The following is a 20812-nucleotide window of genomic DNA, read 5'->3' as shown; positions in this document are numbered from 1 at the left end:
GGATTTTCAGGTGAAGGTGCGGGGGCAGCGGGTGGAGTTGGGTGAGGTGGAGGCGGTGTTGGCTGCTCAGGTGGGGGTGGCTGGTGCGGTGGTGGTGTTGCGGTCGGGTGTGGGTGGGGATTTTTTGGTGGGGTTTGTGGTGGGTGAGGTGGGGGTGGTGGTCGATGAGGTGGTGGTGTTGGAGGGGGTGCGGAGGTCTCTTCCGGGGTTCATGGTGCCGTCGGTGGTGGTGGTGTTGGGGGAGTTTCCGGTGACGGTGCATGGGAAGTTGGACCGTAAAGCCCTCCCGGACACTGATTTTGCGAGCGCTGCGTTTCGGACTCCCGCCACTCCTGCCGAAATCGGAATCGCCCGTGCTGTTGCCGACGTTCTCGGTCTCGACCAGGTGGGTGCCGACGACAGTTTCTTCGAACTCGGCGGGGATTCCCTCAGCGCCACTCGAGTCATCGCCCGCATCAACGCCGCATTGCACACCAATATGGGGGTCAATGCACTGTTCGACGCCCCCGTGGTCGCGGACCTGGCGGCCTCGATAGATCCAATCGACTCCGCGCCGGGCGAGCCTGGACTCGAGGAAGCTACTCGTGTGCCCCTCACGAGTAGGGCACGGCCAGAACGTATTCCGCTGTCGTTCGCGCAATCGCGGATGTGGTTCGTCAACCAGTTCGACACGTCGTCTCCGCTCTACAACATCCCCGTCGCACTACAACTGGACGGGTTCCTGGATTCGGGTGCGCTCCAAGCCGCGCTGGGTGATGTGGTGGAACGGCACGAATCCCTTCGAACGATCTTTCCTGCGTCCGCAGACGGGCCCTACCAGGTGATCGCCGAACCCGCGGTCGCTGCTCCTCGAATCCACCCCGTGCCGATTCCCGGCGAGGGGCTTTTCACGGACTTGCACGCGTTCTTCGACATCGGATTCGATGTGTCCGAAGAGTTCCCGCTGCACGTGAGGTTACTCCGAACCGGACCGGAGCAGCATGTACTCGCGATCGTTGTTCACCACATCGCCGCAGACGGCTTCTCGATGGCACCACTGGCACGCGACCTGATGAGTGCATATACCGCGCGCACGCAAGGTCGGAGCCCGGACTGGGTGCCGCTGCCGATTCAGTACGCCGACTACACCCTCTGGCAGCGTGAGAACGTCGACGCAGACGTTGGTCCGGAAACTTCGCCCTCGGCCGAATTCGATTATTGGACAGCGAAGCTGTCGGGTATTCCGGACGTCTTGCCGCTCCCTCTCGATAGACCACGAACCTCGAAACGGTCTGCCGAGGGCGCGGTGGTTTCGATGGACTTCTCGCCCGAGATCCATCGAGCTTTGAACGAACTCGCACACCAGAACGGTTCGTCTCTGTTCATGGTGATGCATGCGGCTCTGGCGGTATTGCTGGCACGGCTCACTACAGCGGACGACGTAGTGATCGGGACTCCGGTCGCAGGTCGCGGTGCATCGGTGTTCGACGATGTGGTCGGGATGTTCGTCAACACGCTCGTCCTTCGCACACCTGTCTCATCCGGAGCAACCTTTGCCGAGGTGTTGGCCGCGGTGCGGTCAACGGATCTCGGTGCTCTGGACCATGCAGACATCCCCTTCGAGAGGTTGGTGGATTACCTCTCGCCCGACCGTTCCACCGAGCATTCACCTCTGTTTCAGGTACTCCTCGAATTCCAGACCGATACGGGACTGCGCTTCGACTTGCCGGAACTGACGGTTCGCTCGCTCGACGTCGATCTCGCGGTTGCGAAATTCGATCTGCAACTGAGTGTGATGGAGCACGTCGACGAGCACGGTGAGCCCGCTGGTATCAGCGCCGGTTTCCGTTATGCAACAGATATTTTCGATCGAATGTCGGTGGCGCGCATCGCGGCGCGCTTCGAAAGAGTGATCGGCGCCGTGACCGAGAACCAGTCGGTGGTCGTCGGTGATATCGACATGATTCTGGCCGGCGAACTCAGCGGGTTGCTGGTTGCGCCCACGCCCTCTGGCGCCGGAACAGACGAGGATTCGTTGTCGGATCTCTTCGATCGCACGGCGCTGACGTCCGGTGATGCCGTGGCGGTGCGCTGCGGCGGATTGTCGGTTACGTACCGCGAACTCGACGAGCGAGCAAACCGCCTTGCTCGACTGTTGGTGGCGCAGGGGGTGGGGCCGGAAACCTTGGTGGCAGTCGCGATGGCCCGCTCGATCGACCTGATGGTGGCATTGCTGGCGGTGGTGAAGGCGGGTGGCGGATACGTACCGGTGGACTCGACTTCTCCGGTAAACCGGGTGGACTTCGTGCTGCGTGACGCCCGGCCGAAGTGTGTGTTGACCACCCGGGCCGACGGCGACTACATACGAGACAGTGACGCAATCGCAGACAGCGAGATTCCAGTGATTGCGGTAGACGACCCGGTGATTCTCGATGCGCTGCACAGGTTTTCTCCGCTTGCGGTGACCGACCGAGATCGGCTGCTACCGCTCCGACCCGAATCGGTGGCCTACGTGATCTACACCTCGGGGTCCACCGGGCGCCCGAAGGGGGTGCAGGTTTCTCACCGCAGCGTAGTGACGTTGCTGGCAAACACCAGAGCGCTCTTCGGCTTCGGCAGCGGCGATGTGTGGACGATGTTCCATTCGGAGGCATTCGACTTCTCGGTCTGGGAAATGTGGGGCGCACTCGCACACGGTGGCCGACTGGTACTGGTCGACTACTTCACGGCCCGTTCACCAGAGGCATTCCTCGAATTGCTACGGCACGAACGTGTCACGGTGCTCAATCAAACTCCCACTGCCTTCTATCAATTGGCGGAAGCCGACCGGCTTGCCGGGGGTGTGGCCCTGTCATTGCGCTACGTGATCTTCGGCGGAGAAGCGCTCGACTTCGGACAGTTGACGCGCTGGTACGCCCGTCGCGGGACTTCGTCACCAGATCTGGTCAACATGTACGGCATCACGGAGACCACTGTGCACGTCAGCCATTTACCGCTCGATCGTGTGCTGGTGCGTCAACGATCGGCCTCGGTGATTGGTCGGGCGTTACCCGGATTGCGTGTGTATGTGTTGGATCAGCGGTTGCACCCGGTGCCGCCCGGTGTGGTGGGTGAACTGTATGTCTCCGGTGATCAGGTTTCACGCGGATACCTCGGCCGGTTCGGTCTGACGTCCGCGCGGTTCATTCCCGACCTCGCGGTCAGTGGTGCGCGTATGTATCGATCCGGTGACCTGGGGCGCTGGAACGACAGCGGGCAGCTGGAGTACCTCGGACGAAACGATCTGCAGGTGCAGGTGAAGGGGTACCGAATCGAACTCGGCGAGGTGGAGGCTGCACTGCTCTCCGGAGTGGGCGTGTCTCAGTCGGCGGTGGTAGCCCGCAGAGACCGGTTGGTGGGCTACGTGGTGCCGGAGTCCGGTGCCACTATCTCTCCGGCGGCGTTGCTCGAGTATGTCTCACAGAGGTTGGCGCCCCACATGGTCCCCGCTGTCGTGACGGTTCTCGAGGGTTTGCCGCTGACGGTGAACGGAAAGCTCGACCGGAATGCATTGCCTGAACCTGACTTCGGGCGACAGGCAACCGTAAGTCGTGGCCCCGCGTCCGCAACGGAAAACATCCTTGCGAGTCTGTTCGCCGAAGTTCTGGGACTCGAGGAGGTGGGGGTCGACGATTCGTTCTTCACTCTCGGCGGTGACTCGATCATGTCCATCCAGTTGGTGACGCGCGCCAGGTCTGCCGGAGTTCTGATCACACCGCGCGAGGTGTTCGAACGCAAAACTGTTGCGGCGCTGTCCGAGACGGCCGGAACGGCTGGCAACCGTGTCGTCGTCGACGAATTACCTGGCGGCGGCGTCGGTGAGATCGAATTGACGCCGATCGTCGAATGGATGCTTGACCGTGGTGGAGATTTTCGCCGGTACTCCCAATCTGTTCTGCTCTCGGTTCCTGCCACGCTCGACGAGGTCACGCTGACACTGGCCATGCAGGCTGTGCTGGACCACCACGACATCCTCCGCGCGGGCATCCGGGCGACGCATCATCCTGAATCCGCTCGGCGGATGGACGTTGCGCCTGTAGGTACGGTGCGAGCGGAGACCGTCGTACGCCACGTGAGCCTCGGGGGTTCTGCCGCGAGGACGGTCTCGACAGAACTCGACGCAGCTCTGGGGCGGCTCGACCCGGAGGCAGGTGTGATGGTGCAGGCAGTCCTGCTCGACACCGACGGGCAGATTCAAAAGGACCGGCAGAGCCGGAAACGGTTGCTACTGGTAGCGCACCATCTGGTGACGGACGGTGTTTCCTGGCGAATCCTGATCCCCGATCTTGCACTTGCCTGTGCGCAGGTGCAGTCAGGCGTCGACCCGTCACTTGCTCCGGTCGGAACCTCGATGCGTCGATGGGCACATGGCCTCGTCGACGCCGCGTGCGAGCCCGATCGGGTGGCTGAGATCGACTATTGGCGAGAGGTGCTCGAGGGTCCCGATCCGACTCTGGGTGTGCGCGCCCTGACGAAGAGGGACACCGCCTCGGCCACCATTGACATCGAAGTACGAGTTCCCACGGGATTGACCGAGGCCGTGTCGACGACAGTTCCGCAGGCGATTCACGGGAGCGTCGAGGACGGATTGTTGACGGCTTTGGCACTTGCGATGGTCCGCTGGCGCATGGACCGCGGCATCGACAATCCGGAGACATTGATCAGTCTCGAGGGGCACGGACGCGAGGAACAGGTGGTTCCCGGGGCAGATCTTGCTCGCACGGTGGGATGGTTCACGACGATCTTCCCGGTGCGGATCGATCTGAGCGGAGTGGATCCGGGTGACGCCTTCGCCGGCGGCCCGGCTGCCGGCGTCGCTGCCAAGACTGTCAAGGAACAACTCCGGGCGGTGCCGGACCGCGGCATCGGCTTCGGGTTGCTGCGCTATCTGAACCGCGAAACGGCACACACTCTTTCGCAACTTCCGGTGCCTCAGATCAGCTTCAACTACCTCGGACGCGTCGGTGGATCCGACGCCGACGCTTCAGCGGGATGGGTACCGATCCGTGACGAGGACCTGCGGACGGTTGCGGCCGTCGATCTTCCACTCGCCAGCGTCCTCGAGGTCAACGTGATGACGGTCGACAGCGATACCGAGGACGGTCCGCAGCTCGTTGCCGGCTGGACGTTCCCACCGGACATTCTGGGTGCGGACGACGTTCGGCAACTGGGGCAGTGGTGGCTCGACGCACTGGCCGGGCTCGCAGAGTTCGCGGCGGGCGGCGGCGGATTCACACCCTCGGACTTCGATCTGGTCGATCTTAGACAGGAGGCGATCGACGACCTCGAAAGTCGGTGTCCCGACCTGAGCGATGTCTGGCCACTCTCTCCACTGCAAGCGGGGTTGTTGTTCCACGCCGAATTGGCCGAACGATCGGTCGACGCATACCTCGTACAAGTGGCTCTCGATCTAGCCGGCGCAGTCGATTCGGAGCGCCTGCGCCGCGCCGCCGACGCGCTGCTCGGCCGGCATGAGAACCTGCGTACCGCCTTCCTTCACAGCGCCGACGGCCGTGCCGTCCAGGTGGTCCGAAGCAACGTGGCAGCGCCGTGGCAGGAAATCGACCTCACTGGTGCACCAGATCAGGAAATTGATCGAGCGCTGGCCGAGGACCGAGCGCGCCCGTTCGACATGGCACGGGCGCCGTTGATCCGATTCACCCTGATCGCTCTCGCCCCCGAAAAGTTCACGCTCGTGCTCACCAATCATCACATCCTTCTGGACGGCTGGTCCATGCCCCTGCTGATCCGGGAATTGGCGACGCTCTATGCCGCCGACGGTCAAGTGGCGGCCTTGCCTCACGCGCGCGCGTATCGCGACTATCTGACCTGGATGAGCCGCCGCGATCAGCAAGCTTCCCGAGCTGTGTGGGCGAGGACGCTGAGCGGAGTCGAAGGACCGACGCTGTTGGCTCCAGCGGTTCGATCGCGTCGACTCTCCACCATGGCGGCCGAGTGGGTGTTCGATCTGGACGAGGAATTCACAACCTCACTTCGCGGAATGGCGCGTGAACTCGGGCTGACGATCAACACGATTGTTCAGGCATCGTGGGGGATCGTCCTTGCTGCACTGACCGGGAGAGACGATGTGGTGTTCGGAGCGACGGTGTCGGGTCGACCTCCCGAGCTGACCGGGATCGAAACCATGGTCGGGCTGTTCATCAACACAATTCCGGTCCGAATAACGCTGCGCCCGAGTGAAAGTATCGGCACACTCCTCGCGCGGATCCAGGCCGAGCAAGCAGAGCTGTCGGATCACCACTGTCTCGGGCTTTCCGAGATCCACGTAGGCGCGGGGCCGGAGATCGGATTCGACACGTTGACTGTCTTCGAATCGTATCCCGTTGACCGTCAGGGGCTTTCGTCCGCTACCGATATTGCGGGGGTCCGGATCACCGATGTCGAAGCCAAGGACGCTGCCCACTACCCGCTCAGCCTCGTAGCATCGGTCGACACCAGGCTCCGCCTGAAATTCGAGTACATACCCGAGGTTTTCGGTGCCGCCGACATCGAAGAGATCGCCGGACGACTGCGGCGCGTACTCGAAGCGTGTACCCACCCGTATCGCCCCTTGGCTGTGGTGTCGGTGCTCGCAGCCTCCGAACATGCTGAATTGGTGCCAGTCCGTGGCACGGCCGGCGGGTCGTCGCGCGTCTTCCCGGAGATCTTCGACGAGGCAGCCCAGCGTGATCCGAACGCACCGGCCGTGGAATCGGCGGACGGCAGCATGACCTACGGCGAGCTGGACATCCTCTCCAATCGCATTGCTCGCCTGCTCGTCTCGCACGGCCTGGGAACCGAGGACTATGTAGCGGTCGGTGTCCCACGTTCTCTCGCGTCCGTGGTGTCGACACTTGCCGTCGCCAAGACAGGCGCTGCGTTCGTGCCGATCGATCCCGACTATCCGGACGAGCGGATCAATCACATGCTGATCGATTCGAAGGTCAGCTTCGGATTGACCACCACCGCGGGCCGAGATCGATTGCCCGATATCGCGGAGTGGCTGATTATCGACGATCCGCATTTCACGAAGAAGTGCGAGGGATTCTCAGGGAGCCCGTTGACCGACAACGTCCGACTCCGTCCGATCGGGTTGGATTCAGCTGCCTACGTGGTCTACACCTCGGGGTCGACCGGCGTGCCCAAGGGCGTCGTGGTCACGCAGCGAGGGCTCGACAACTTCGCCCGAGACCAGCTCGAACGCTACGGCGCAACTCCACAATCACGCACGCTGCACTTCTCCACTCCGAGTTTCGACGGGTCGCTCTTCGAATATCTGCAGGCTTTCGGAGCCGGGGCGACGATGGTTGTCGCTCCACCCGGGATCTACGGGGGCGAGGACCTGGCGCAACTTCTGGCAGAGCACGCCGTCACGCACGCGTTCGTCACCACAGCGGCATTGGCATCGGTGGACCCGGCTGGGCTGGAACAACTTTCGGAAGTCGTATTCGGGGGCGAGGCGTGCCCGCCCGACCTCGTCGCTCGCTGGGCACCTGGCCGCCGCCTGTACAACGCGTACGGGCCGACCGAAGCAACGATCATGTCCAACGTCAGCCCGCCGATGACCGCCGGAGAACCAATCACCATCGGTGGACCCGTCAGGGGCGTCAGCGAACTGGTGCTCGACACTCGACTTCAAGCGGTTCCCGTCGGGGTCCCCGGCGAGCTGTACCTGGCCGGACCAGGCGTGGCACGGGGATATCACCGAAGGGCGGGGTTGACGGCAGAACGCTTTGTTGCCAACCCGGCTGACCCAGGAACGCGGATGTACCGCACCGGCGACATCGTGCGATGGACGGCGGACATGTGTGTCGAGTACGTCGGGCGAAGCGACTTCCAGGTCAAGGTTCGAGGCTTCCGTGTCGAACTCGGTGAGATCGACAGTGTGCTGATGGCGGAGCCCAACGTCGGTCTTGCCGTTACGGTTGCCGATTCCGGCCCCACCGGAGACACCCGACTCGTGTCGTACGTCGTGCCCACGGCGGGTCGACTGGACACCAGGATCCTGATTCGCGCCGTGGCCCGGCGCTTGCCTTCGCACATGGTGCCTGCCGTTCTCACGGTGCTGGAGAACATTCCGTTGACCGCTGTCGGAAAAGTCGACCGTTCGGCGTTGCCAAGACCCGAAATCGAGACGACCACAGGGGATTTCCGTCCCCCGGTCGGCCCGGTCGAACAGGCAGTGTCGGACGTGTTCGGCGAGGTGCTCGGCCTCGAACGAGTCGGTACCGACATCAGTTTCTTCGAGCTCGGTGGAAATTCTCTGAGCGCCACTTCGGTCGCGGCGAGGCTACGGGCGGTGCTCGGAGCTACCGTAGGCGTGCGGGATCTGTTCGAGACGCCGACGGTGGCCGAGTTGGCTACGGTGATCGGCCAGTCGGTTGCCGAAGGGTCGGAGCGACTGGGACCGCGCCCCCGACCCGACAACATCCCCTTGTCGTTTGCTCAGCAGCGGATGTGGTTCGTCAATCAACTCGACACCAGTTCTCCCGCATACAACATTCCGCTCGTGGTGCGGCTGAGCGGTGAACTCGACAAACCGGCCTTGAGATCAGCGATGTCCGATGTCATCGCCCGCCACGAATCGCTGCGAACGATGTTTCCGGTCCGCGGTGACGGACCGGTCCAGCACATCGTGCCCACCGAGAGCGCCGAGCTGCCGCAACTGACCGAGACATCGGTGACCGACGAACTTCATCTCCGTGACGAGCTTGCCCGGATGGTCTCGGCCGGTTTCGACGTCGCCGCACGAATTCCCCTGCGGGCAGCGTTGTTCACCATCGATGAGCGCGAACACGTGCTTGCCGTAGTGGTGCACCACATCTCGGCTGACGGCTTCTCGATGTCTCCGTTGACCCGAGACGTGATGATTGCATACGAGGCCCACGCGTACGGCGGGGATCCCCAGTGGACGCCGCTTCCAGTCCAGTACGCCGACTTCGCGCTCTGGCAACGGGAGATTCTGGGCTCAGTCGACGACCCCGGGTCGGTGATCAGTGAGCAGTTGGCTTACTGGCGACGTGCATTGTCAGGTGCTCCCGACCTCTTGGAACTTCCGCTCGATCGAGACCGGCCGACGCAACAGAGTTTTCACGGCTCGCGGATTCACTTCTCGATCAGCAGTGATCTTCACCGCCGTATTCTGAACGTGTCGCGGCAGCACGAGTCCACTGCATTCATGACTGTGCATGCAGCGCTCGCGCTCTTGCTGGCACGATTGGGCAGCACCGACGACATCGTGATCGGCACGCCGATCGCCGGCCGGGGAGATCGTGCCCTCGATGATCTGGTCGGCATGTTCGTCGGCACGCTCGCACTGCGCACACAGGTGGATCCGGCTCGATCGTTCCGCGAGTTGGTTGAGCATTGCCGCGAAGTCGACCTCGCCGCGTTCGCTCATTCCGACGTGCCCTTCGAGCGGGTAGTGGAGGCGGTCGGGCCGAAACGGTCGAGCGCCTATGCGCCGATTTCCGCGGTGTCGCTGGAATTCCAGAACAACAAACGACCGATTCTGAAGCTACCGGGACTGGAAGTCCGTGGGATCGATCCTGAACTCGAGGTAGTGAAGGTAGACCTGGAATTCCTTCTGGCCGAGGAGTACGACGATCGCGGTGAACCGGGAGGGATGAGCGGAGCCGTCGACTTTGCCACTGATCTCTTCGACCCCGGTACGGTCAGCGGTTTTGCCGACATGTTCGTTCGTGTGCTCGAGGCCGTGACCCGGAATCCGCAGGTACCGATCGGTGACATCGACCTACTCGGCGATCTCGAACGTCGCGAGTTGACGCCGGCGCATGGGCTCCCCGAAGTACCTCCGAAATTGTGGCCTGAGTTGTTGGCGGACGCCGTGGCGATCGATCCTGACTCGGTGGCCCTGTCGCTCGAGAACCGGCAGCTCAGTTATCGCGACCTGGACGAGTGGTCGAATCGTGTTGCCCGGGAGTTGTGCGGTCGCGGTGTGGGCCCGGAGACCTTCGTGGCACTGGGAATGCCTCGCTCGATCGAATCGGTGGTCGCGATCTGGTCGGTGACCAAAGCCGGAGCGGCTTTTGTGCCTGTCGATCCGGCCTATCCGCGCGAGCGCGTCGAATACATGCTCGCCGATTGCCGAGCCTCGCTCGGTTTGACTGTTCAGACCAGCCGAACTCACCTACCCGACGTTGTTCCCTGGCTGGAACTCGACGACCCACACTTCGCCCGGCGGGTAGCCGCGCTGTCGCCGGAACCGATCACCGATGACGATCGAACCGGTGAACTGAACCTCGATCATCCGGCCTACCTGATCTACACCTCGGGATCTACCGGGAAACCCAAGGGAGTGAACATTACTCATCGAGGTTTGGCGAGCTTCACGGCCGAAACTCGTGAGAGGTTCGAGGTCACTCACGACTCTCATGTCTCACAGTTGGCATCGCCGAGTTTCGACGCTTCCATCTTCGAGTTGACGATGGCATTCAGCGCCTCGGCGCAAGTCGTGATCGTTCCGCCTGCTGTGTACGGTGGCGCCGAATTGGCCGATGTTTTCCGGCGCGAGCAGGTCACTCATGCCACCATTACACCGACCGCGCTGGCGGCGTTGGGTGACAACGGTTTCGAGGCGCTCCGTGTTCTCGATCTGGTGGGCGAGGCCTGCCCGCCGGAGGTCGTCGCGCAATGGGCGCCGGGTCGGAGGCTGCACAACGGCTACGGCCCGACTGAAACCACCGTGCAGGCGAGCGTCAGCGATTCGATGAAACCCGGTGCGGGAGTGAACATCGGCTCGCCGGCAGTGGGCTTCGGCTTCCTGGTGCTGGACGAGCGTTTGCAGCCCGTCCCGGTGGGCGTGCCGGGGGAGTTGTACATCATCGGTCCAGGTATGGCACGTGGGTACCATAATCGGGCGTCGCTCACGTCGGAACGATTTGTCGCGTGCTCGTACGGGTCGCCGGGGCGCCGGATGTACCGCACCGGAGATGTCGTGCGTTGGCGTGAATCCGGCGGTGACAGTGCCAAAATCGTTGGCTCCGGCGATGGAGTGCATCACACGCTCGAATACATCGGGCGCAGCGACTTCCAGGTCAAGGTCCGTGGTTTTCGGATCGAACTCGGGGAAATCGATGCAGTTCTCTCACGCCATCCGTCGGTGGACTTCGCCGCGACTGTCGGCCACACGGGACCGTCGGGTGAAACGGTCCTGGTGTCGTACGTGCGTGCGTCAGCTGCTGACGCCACCGGCACTGACGAGATACGGGCGTACGCAGCCGACCGACTACCCTCGCACATGGTTCCGTCGGCAGTGGTGCTTCTCGAGCGGATTCCGATGACACCGGTGGGCAAGCTCGACCGAAAGGCCTTACCGGAACCCGAATTCGGTTCGGCTGCAGCCGAGTTCCGCGAGCCGGTCACCGACACCGAGCGCGCCGTGGTCGACTCGTTCGTCGAGGTTCTGGGTGTCGACCGGGTGAGCACTACCGACAGCTTCTTCGACCTGGGCGGGTCCTCCCTGGTGGCCACCCGAATCGTCAGCGCACTGCACTCTCGTTTCCGACGGAGAATCCCGCTTCAGTGGATGTTCCTCGACCCGACACCCGCTGGAATCGCTCGACGCCTCGACATGCCGACTGCCGACGCCGGTATGGAAGAGCTTCTCGCCGTGGTTGTTCCACTGCGGACGAAAGGGACTGGGCGACCGCTGTTCTGTGTGCACCCCGGTATCGGCCTGTCCTGGGGGTATGCCGGCTTGGTGCGGTATCTGCCCGAGGACAGACCCGTGTACGGACTTCAGCTCCCCGCTCTCAGCGACGACGGTGACTATCAGTCGATCGAACAGTTAGCCCATCGCTACGTCGAAGAGGTGGAGGCCGTTTCGCCGGACGGGCCGTACGACTTACTCGGGTGGTCCCTTGGCGGAGTCATCGCGCACGCCATGGCCGTCGAACTGCAATCGTCAGGCCGCGACGTCGCCACACTGGCGATGATGGACAGCTACCCCGACAACGGCGATGCCCCTGCGTCAGCCGAACTCGACGTCCGAGACCTACTGCGAGGACTCGGCCTCGAGATCGAGACCGACCGAGATCTGACCTTCGACGAGGCGGCGGCCGTGTTGGCCCGGAGGCTCGGGCCCGAGACGGGAGTCGACGGTCGGGACCTCGAACGGATTGCCCGAGGGTACGAGACATCGCAGAGAATCACGCACCAGTTCGTTCCCCAGGTCTACGAAGGAGATCTGCTGATCTTCCTGGCATCCGGAGACGACGACACGATTCCGCGCGACAGGTCGCCGCAGGAATGGAGCCCACTCGTGACGGGCCGGATCGTGGAGGTGCCCGTGCGCTGCGAACACAACGAGATGATCGAACCTCCGGCCATGGCGGTCATCGGACCGGAGCTCGCCCGGGTGCTCTCGATGTTTTCCAAATACTCCGAACGGGCATGACAACTTCAAGCCACCAAGCCGCACGCCCGCGAAGCGAGCGCCACCGAGCTGTTGCCGGGCACCGCAATCGAGCACGAGGAGCGGCAATGAGAAGAATCGGACGTACTCGGGCAATGCTTGTCGTCGCCCTCGTCGCGTGGACGGGACTGTTCGGCGAAGCAGCGTTGGCCTCGGCTGACCCGGCCCCGACATCCCCTTCAGACGGTTCAGCTCTCGATCACGTCGAGGAGATCAACGCCCGTCAGCTGACTATGTACGTCTACTCGGCTGCGATGGACAAGGTGATTCCGCTCGAGGTGATTCGGCCGGCAGACACAAGTGCGCCCCGGCCGACCCTCTATCTACTCAATGGCGCCGGCGGAGGCGAGGACACGGCGACGTGGCAGACACGGACAGACGTCGTCGACTTCTTCGGCGACAAGAACGTCAACGTCGTCAACCCGATCGGCGGTGCCTACAGCTACTACACCGACTGGGAGAAGCCCGATCCTGTTCTCGGACTGAACAAGTGGACCACATTTCTCACCCAGGAGTTGCCACCGATCGTCGATGCCACGCTCGGGACTACGGGTACGAATGCCGTTGCCGGATTGTCGATGGCAGGTACCTCGGTTCTGAGCCTGGCCGAGGCGGCGCCATCGGTTTACCGTGCCGTCGGTGCTTTCAGCGGGTGTGCCGAGACGAGTACTCAACCCGGTCAGGACTACGTGAGATTCGTGGTCGGATTCCGCGGCGGCAACGTGGACAACATGTGGGGTCCTCCCGGCGGTCCGGGCTGGGTAGCCAACGATCCTGTGGTCAACGCCGAGAGATTGCGGGGGGTCGACCTCTACATCAGCAATGGATCGGGCCTGCCCGGCCCACACGAGAATCTGGGCGGACCGATGGTCAACGGCGACCTCGGCGTTCTGGCGAACCAGGTGATCGTGGGTGGAGTCATCGAGGCTGGGACGAACCAGTGCACCCAGCGTTTGGCCGAGCGGCTCGACTCCTTGGGTATCCCGGCCACCTATGATTTCCGGGCAACTGGCACTCACTCTTGGGGTTACTGGCAGGACGATCTTCACAACTCGTGGTCGATGATTGCCGCGTCGATCGGTGCGCGTTAGCCGGCGAACCCTGGGGTCGGTGGCTGAGTTGTTTCTCACTCCGGGACACTCTTGCCGAACCTAGCCGACCGAACTGCAGGTCAGCGGCGTTATAGTCGCCTCATGAGTTCAGAAACACTCGCTCCCCTCGACACCGACGTACTTGCGCGCAGGTTTGCGTGCCTGGGTGATCCGACGCGGCTGCGAGTGCTCCGACTTGCTGCCGGCGGTCCGATCGACGTCGACACGATTGCACACGCCGCATCACTCGAGCCGTCGGCGTTGAGTGCCCACCTCGAGGCCTTGATCGAGGTCGGTTTTGTCGAGGCTTCGGTGCGTGAAGGCACTTCGGTTGTCAGTGTTGCCGGAACGGCATACTCCGATCTGATGGCAGCGGCCGCCGTCGTGGCTGCTCGCGGTCCGGTCGAAGACACACTGGGAGTTCTTCCCGATGACGTGGTGGTGCGCCGCATGGAATCCGGCGACTGGGATGCCGTCCGCTCGATCTACCGCGAAGGAATCGACACCGGAACCGCGACGTTCACCACCTCGGTGCCATCCGCCGAGAAGCTCGACGCGCAATGGTTACCCGATCATCGATGGGTGGCCGAGATCGACGGCCGCGTCGAAGGCTGGGCGAGCCTCAGCCCGGTGTCCTCGCGAGACTGCTACCGCGGGGTCGCCGAGAACTCCATCTACATCGGTAGCGGCGCTCGCGGGCGCGGCGTGGGCAAGCTGCTGCTTCGCCGACAGGTGCAAGCCGCCGACGCCAGTGAGATCTGGACAGTGCAGTCGTCGATTTTCCCGGAGAACCGGGCAAGCGTCGCCTTGCACCAGGCCGTCGGATTCCGAGTCGTCGGCACTCGCTCGCGTATCGCTCAACTGGGTGGGCGGTGGCGTGACACGTTGTTCCTCGAACGTCGCAGCGAGGACGCTGACATTGCGGATGCTGACATCTGAGAAGAGACGCTCAGCCCTTGGCAGCGCTGACTCCGGCGCGTCGCCCGTAGAAACTGCCGTCTCCGAGGGACGTTCCGGAGGCATACCCGCCAGCGCAGACACCGGCGGTGCATCGTCCAGCGGCAAACAGACCCGGGATCGGTTCGCCGGAGACGTGCATGACCTCCGAGTTGATCGACGTGCGCAGACCGCCGAGCGTGAATCCGGCGGTGAAATTGCGAAGATCGAGCGCAGCGACGGGTGAGCCGATCGGCTTGACCCACTCCTTCTTCTTTCCCAGTACCGGGTCCTCACCACGGGCGGCGTGGCGGTTGTAGACCTCGACGGTCGACTGGAGGGTGCCTTCCGGCAGACCCATGTCGGATTCGAGTTCCTCGACGGTCTCGGCCACCCACTTGGGCTGGAATCTGAAGAACGGTGTGGAACTGTCGGCGGCGCAGCCCTCTTCGTAGGAAGCTTCGTCGATGATCAGGTAGGCCTGATTCTCGTTGCGCAGCAGCGTCTCCTGGCCGATTCTTCCCGGGTACGTGTCCTCGTTGACGTAGCGCTGGCCGCGTCCGTTGACGAGAATGCCGCGGATCATCAACTGGGGGTCGCCGAAGAATGCGACCTCGGTGGCGTCCATGTGCGCGAGGTCGGCCCCGAGAGCCTGCGCCATCTGGATGGACTTTCCGTCGTGCTCTTCGATAGCCGCACCGGGGCGCCCGATCAGCCGTGGGGCGTACGACTGGATCATCGCTTCGTTGTAGGCGAAGCTTCCCGTCGCCAGTACGACACCCGTGCGTGCTCGAACTGCCACTTCCTTGCCGTACTGCTTGGCGATGATGCCGACCACTCGATCTCCGTCGACGACCAGGCGCTGGACTCGCATGTCGTATTCGGCTCGTACGCCGAGGCTTTCGGCCGTCTCGATCAGTGGCTTCATCAACATGAAACCACCGCCCTTCTCCCCGGTGCGCTTGCCGCTCATCTGTGGAACGTGCCCGCGAGGGGCCGGTGTCGCGATCGTGTTGAACGGTGCCGAGTTCTCGCCGCCGGAATACATGAGTCCGTCGTCGAAGGGTGTTTCCCAGCCGGGTTGGCTGTAGAAACTCTCCTTGAACGGCACACCGTTGTCGACGAGCCAGTTGTAGTGCTCGACGCTGCCTTCGCAGTAGTCGGTGATCTTCTCCTCGTCGGCGCCGGGACCGAGTGCGGCCATCATGAACGATTTCATGTTGGCGGGGGAGTCCTCGAACCCGAGTGCCTGCTGCAACGGGGTCCCGCCGCCCAGATAGATGAATCCGCCTGCCAGCGCCGCAGCGCCGCCCCAGCCGCTCGTGCGCTCGAGCACCAACACGTCGGCGCCTGCTCGCGCGGCCTCGATCGAAGCACTCACTCCGGCAATGCCGTAGCCGGCGACGACGACGTCAGCCTCGAAGTGCCACTGCTCGATGTTTGCGGAGGACTGCGGACGGATTGAGCTGGCCTCGGCCATGGATTCGGATCCTTCGTTCTTCTGGTTGGTTGGTGGGGGAATCGGTGGGTGTGATCGATGCCCTGATGGCAGTATCTCGACCGAAAGTCAGTCGGTGTCCGTTTTCGCGGAATCGGCCGCGGCCTTCTCCTTGGCGCGCGCGGCCTTACGTCTGTCGGCCTTCACGGCGATCAGCGCATTGTTGAGCCCGGTGGCCAGCGGCCAGCCGACGTAGTGGCACAGGAAGATTGCGGCCTCTTCGAACTGCTGCTCGGTCAACTCCTCGTTGTGGAGAGCAGCGTTGATCTGGATCTTCGCCACATCGTTCTGCCCCTGGGCGGTGATGGCACCGATCAGGAGTAGTCGTCGATCACGTACCGACAGTCCCGGTCGCGTCCAGATGTCGGCAAAGAGGTGGTCGGCGGTGACCGCGAAGAAGTCGCCGGGAACGTCGGCGGGAAGCTCCCAGCCGTACACCTCGTTCATCTTCGCGACGCCACGAGCACGGGCCTCGGAGATGCGGCTTTCGTCGGTTCCACCGGCATCGGTCATGTGAGTGGTGTCGGTCATGCGTGCTCCCGAATAGTAGATGCCGTTGAAGGTTCGGCCGACCTGTCTTCGCTGTCATTCCCGACGCCCAGACCGGCACCGAGTCCGGCGAGCGCAAGGTGCGCGAGCGGCAGGTCGAGATTCAGCCGATCACCGAGGTCGATGGCCAAGGCCAAGTCCTTCTCCCCGAGATTGCGAACATGCCGCAGTATCGAGAACCACGGGTCGTCCTCCGAGACCGGTGCGGTGGTGTCGCGGAGCATGATCGCGCCCGCGCCACCGGTGATCGCATCGGTGTGCCTGACGACCTTTCCGAGCGTGCGGAGATCGAGTCCTGCTGCTTCGGCGAGTCGCGCGGCCTCGGTCGTGGCGGTGAACGAGACGAAGTGAAGAAGGTTGCGTGCGAGCTTCATTCGCGTTCCCGCGCCGACGTCACCGGCATGAACCACCAGCTCGGCCCAGGATCCGAAGGGCTCGCGGACGGCTTCGAACGCCTCGTCGGAGCCGCCGATCATCACTGCCAGCCTGCCCTGCGCTGCGCCGCCGGCACCGCCACTGATCGGCGCGTCGACCAGCAGAACACCACGCTGTTGACAGATGTCAGCGAGTTCCACCGCCGTGGTGTCCGAGATAGTGGAGTGAATCGCGACGACAGTGCCTGGCTGTGCGGTCGACAGAATCCCGTGCGGCCCGCACACAACCTCGCGTACCTGCGCGTCGTCGAGCACCGTGACGGAGATGATGCTCGCCTGCGCTGCAACGTCGGCGGGCGTCGATGCTGCGCTCGCGCCCGCAGCGGTGAACGGTTCGAGCGCTTCTGCGCGGGCATCACACACCACCAGTCCGCCCGGCCAGTCCAGGAGGCGCTGCGCCATCGGCGCGCCCATGTTGCCTAGGCCGATGTATCCCAGTCTGGTTTTCGAAGCGCTGGCTTTCGGCGCCGATTGCGTCATGACCGGTACACCTGGCCTCCGTCGACGTTGAAGATCTGCCCGGTCACCCAGCCTGCGTCGTCGGAGAGGAGGAACAGGCACATGCCGACGAGATCGTCCGGTGTTCCCATGCGCTGCAACGGGATTCGCTTCACCATGTCCTTGACGATGTTGCCGGGGGTGACGGTTCGAGTCGCCTCCGTGTCGATAGGGCCGGGAGCGATGGCGTTGATCCGGATGTTCGACCAGCCGAGTTCGGTCGCGAGTTGTTGTGTCAGGCTGTTGACGCCGGCCTTCGCGAGTCCGTAGTAATTCGAGTACAGCCAGGCTGCTGTGGAGGACTGGTTGACGATCGAACCGCCCTTCGCTCGCATGTGAGGTACGACCGCCCGGCACACGTGCAATGCGCCGTCCATGTTGACGCTCATGAACTTTCGGTAGTAGTCCCAGTCCACCGTCAACAGGGAATCGATCTTCATTCCGCCGTAGATGGCAGCGTTGTTCACCAGGTGCTCGATGCTGCCGAACTGCTCGATCGTGAAGTCGGCGAGTGCCGCAGTCGACTCCCCGTCGGCGACGTCGACGTCCTTGAACACGGCATTTCCGCCGTCCGCGTTGATCTGCTTGGCGACTGCTTCACCGAGTTCGCGATTGAGGTCCGCCACGACCACGTTGGCCCCCTCCGCGGCCAGAGCGCGGGCATACGCCTCTCCGATACCCTGCGCTGCTCCGGTGACTATCGCGGTGCGACCGTCGAAACGTCCCATGTCGACCTACTTTCGTGGTGATCTTTCTGTGGTGAGGGTGTGGGGTGAGGGTGTGGAATGTCAGGAAGGTGAAGCGACGAGCTTGGTTTCGAGGTATTCCTCGAAACCCGCGAGGCCCATTTCGCGGCCGATCCCGGATTGTTTGTAGCCGCCGAACGGTGCGTCGGCCGAATACCAGACGCCGCCGTTGACGCTCAGCGTTCCGGTTCTGACACCGGCAACGACGTGCGCGACGCGATCGGGATCGGTGCCCCACACCGACCCGGACAGGCCGTATGGGGAATCGTTGGCAATCCGGATAGCGTCGTCGTCGTTGTCGTACGGAAGGATCACGAGGACGGGCCCGAAAATCTCCTCCTGCGCTACGCGAGACGAGTTGTCCAGCCCGGCAATGAGAGTGGGTTCGACGAAGAAACCCCTCTCGCGATCGTCGGGACGGCCCCCACCCGTCACGATCGTGCCGCCCTCTTCGACCGCGAGGGTGAGGTAGCTCTCCACCCTGGCGCGCTGGCGCGCCGAGATGACCGGGCCACACACCGTTCCGCGCGCGCTGGGGTCGCCGGCTCGGATACCCGCCATCGCGGCAGATGCCGCGGCCAGAGCATCGTCGTACCGAGCGCGCGGCACCAGAAGTCTGGTACTGAGCGCGCATCCCTGACCGGCATGAACGCAGACGGAGAACGCGGCAACCGAGCATGCACCTTTGATGTCCGCATCGTCGAGGACGATGAATGCGGACTTACCCCCGAGTTCGAGGAAGACCTTCTTGAGAGTTTGCGCGGCCGTGGCCATCACTGTGCGTCCGGTGGCGGTGGAACCGGTGAAGGACACGAGATCGACGCGCGGATCGCTGCACAGCTGCGCGCCTAGGGAGTGATCCGTCGACGTCACGACGTTGACTACGCCGGCCGGGATCTCGGTCTCTTCTGCAATCACCTTGGCGACCAGCGCGGCGCACCAGGGCGTGTCCGGCGCGGGTTTGAGAACGACGGTGTTGCCGGCTGCGAGGGCGGGACCGAGCTTGGTGAAATTGATCTGGTGCGGAAAGTTCCACGGTGTGATTGCGCCGACGACGCCGACGGCTTCCTTGAGAAGTCGGCGATGGGTCGGAATCCCCATGGGAGACGCGTGCCCGAGATCTTGTTCCCACGAATAGGTTTCGATCAGATCGGCCCAGTAGCGAAGATCTTCGATCGGGCCTTCGAGCTGCGGACCGCTCGTCAGCATGACCGGTGCGCCGACCTCGGCGACGGTGATCTCACGCAACTCCTCGATGTGGGACTGGAGTGCATCGCACAGTTGGCGCAGGCAGTGAGCGCGAAACCCGTGATCGCGTGCCCATTCGGTGTCGTCGAACGCACGGCGCGCAGCGGCGATGGCCGCGTCCATGTCCGCGGCGGTGCCTTCGGCCGCACGGCCGATCAGTTCCTCGGTCGCCGGGTTGAAAACTTCGAAGGTTCCGCCGGATCCGGGAACCAGCTTTCCGTCGACGAGAAGTGCAGAACTGTCTGCGGGTCGAAGCGTCATAGCGCAAACCCTCTCTTTCTGGACATGTGTCTGGACTCTAGTTCACACTTGTGGTTGAGGCAATGGTTTTTGGGGCATAAGAGATTTCGAGAGCCCAGCGGTCTCGAGAGGGTCTCGGATCTGCTTCGACGAAAAGCGCCTCGTGTCCGGTGCGGCGCCGCTACGGTTCACCGCACATTCACAACCACGTCTTCACAGCCACAGGAGAGAGGTCGAAATGAACAGAGTTGACGGAAAAGTGGTGTTGGTGACCGGCGCTGCTCGAGGTCAGGGGCGCAGTCACGCCGTCCGTCTCGCGCAGGAGGGCGCGCACATCATCGCCTTCGATCTGTGCGCAGACATCGCCAGCAACGAATACCCGCTCGCCAGTCCAGCCGATCTGGAGGAAACGGCTCGACTGGTGAAAGAGGCCGGGCAGCAGGTGGTGACGGCGCGTGTCGACGTCCGTGATCGCGCCGGACTCGAAACAGCACTTGCCGAGGCGGTAGGGCAGTTGGGCGGATTGCATGTCGTCGTGGCGAACGCCGGTATCTGTCCGCTGGGCAAACACGTGTCGACCGCCGGTTTCGTCGACGCCTTCGATGTGAACTTTCTCGGTGTCGTCAATACAGTGCACGCGTCGATGGAATACCTCGGCGAAGGGGGTTCGATCATCGCGATCGGATCTGTTGCCGGTCTGGTGCCGCAGACCGGATTCAACGGGCAACAGGCGCTCCAGGGTCCGGGTGGCGACGGATACGGCTTGGCCAAGAAGCTGATTCAGGCCTATACCAGTTCGTTGGCGCTGACCCTCGGGCCGAGTTCCATTCGCGTCAACGCGATTCATCCGACCAATGTGAACACCGACATGTTGCAGAGCATGCCGATGTACCGGACGTTCCGTCCCGACCTCGAGAATCCGACGGCCGAGGATGCGGCAGTGACGTTCCCGTTCATGCAGGCGATGCCGACTCCGTGGGTCGAACCCGCGGACATCTCGCATGCGGTCGTGTACCTGTCCTCGGACGAGTCGCGATTCGTCACCGGCCAGCAACTGCGCGTGGACGCTGGTGCCGGGATGAAGATCGGTCTGTAGTAGAACTTTTCGCTTCGTGGCT

Annotated in this window: 9 protein-coding genes; 4 read left to right on the top strand and 5 right to left on the bottom strand. The window is 63.2% G+C overall.

Annotated elements, in window-relative coordinates:
* From QRN54_RS24520 to QRN54_RS24510, 3 genes are all read left to right on the top strand, one after another.
* Positions 1 to 12436 (top strand): non-ribosomal peptide synthetase (locus QRN54_RS24520; RefSeq protein ID WP_285183280.1); only part of this gene is annotated, 12436 nt, incomplete at its 5' end.
* Positions 12437 to 12522: 86 nt separating this feature from the next.
* The gene (locus tag QRN54_RS24515; protein WP_162114705.1) at positions 12523 to 13545 is read left to right on the top strand and encodes an alpha/beta hydrolase; all 1023 of its coding nucleotides are present in this window, start codon (positions 12523 to 12525) and stop codon (positions 13543 to 13545) included.
* Between the two features lie 102 nt (positions 13546 to 13647).
* The gene (locus tag QRN54_RS24510) at positions 13648 to 14484 is read left to right on the top strand and encodes a helix-turn-helix domain-containing GNAT family N-acetyltransferase (RefSeq protein WP_083059990.1); all 837 of its coding nucleotides are present in this window, start codon (positions 13648 to 13650) and stop codon (positions 14482 to 14484) included.
* Between the two features lie 10 nt (positions 14485 to 14494).
* Here the strand turns inward: QRN54_RS24510 and QRN54_RS24505 are convergent, their stop codons facing one another.
* From QRN54_RS24505 to QRN54_RS24485, 5 genes are all read right to left on the bottom strand, one after another.
* The gene (locus QRN54_RS24505; protein ID WP_285183274.1) at positions 14495 to 15961 is read right to left on the bottom strand and encodes an FAD-dependent oxidoreductase; all 1467 of its coding nucleotides are present in this window, start codon (positions 15959 to 15961) and stop codon (positions 14495 to 14497) included.
* Positions 15962 to 16048: 87 nt separating this feature from the next.
* Positions 16049 to 16510, bottom strand: coding sequence for a carboxymuconolactone decarboxylase family protein (locus QRN54_RS24500; RefSeq protein ID WP_003944075.1), 462 nt, complete (start codon positions 16508 to 16510; stop codon positions 16049 to 16051).
* Entirely contained in the window at positions 16507 to 17442 is a 936-nt protein-coding gene (locus QRN54_RS24495; RefSeq protein WP_054187433.1) for an NAD(P)-dependent oxidoreductase, read from the bottom strand. Before QRN54_RS24495 ends, QRN54_RS24500 begins: the two co-directional genes overlap by 4 nt.
* Complete coding sequence (locus QRN54_RS24490; protein WP_030536773.1) at positions 17439 to 18188, bottom strand: SDR family oxidoreductase; 750 nt, start codon at positions 18186 to 18188, stop codon at positions 17439 to 17441. The genes QRN54_RS24495 and QRN54_RS24490 overlap by 4 nt, the downstream gene beginning before the upstream one ends.
* Before the next feature lie 60 nt (positions 18189 to 18248).
* On the bottom strand, positions 18249 to 19715 hold the full coding sequence (locus QRN54_RS24485) for an aldehyde dehydrogenase (protein WP_285183270.1): 1467 nt from the start codon (positions 19713 to 19715) through the stop codon (positions 18249 to 18251).
* 217 nt (positions 19716 to 19932) lie between these two features.
* On the opposite strand from QRN54_RS24485, the gene QRN54_RS24480 reads away from it, so the two are divergent.
* Positions 19933 to 20790: a mycofactocin-coupled SDR family oxidoreductase gene (locus QRN54_RS24480; protein ID WP_007728643.1), complete on the top strand. Its 858-nt coding sequence runs from the start codon at positions 19933 to 19935 to the stop codon at positions 20788 to 20790.
* Positions 20791 to 20812 lie beyond the last annotated feature (22 nt).

Origin of the sequence: Rhodococcus sp. MEB032, from assembly GCF_030208925.1 — a bacterium.
In the GTDB taxonomy this organism is placed as follows: domain Bacteria; phylum Actinomycetota; class Actinomycetes; order Mycobacteriales; family Mycobacteriaceae; genus Rhodococcus_F; species Rhodococcus_F qingshengii.
This window is presented reverse-complemented; position numbering and strand designations above follow the sequence as displayed.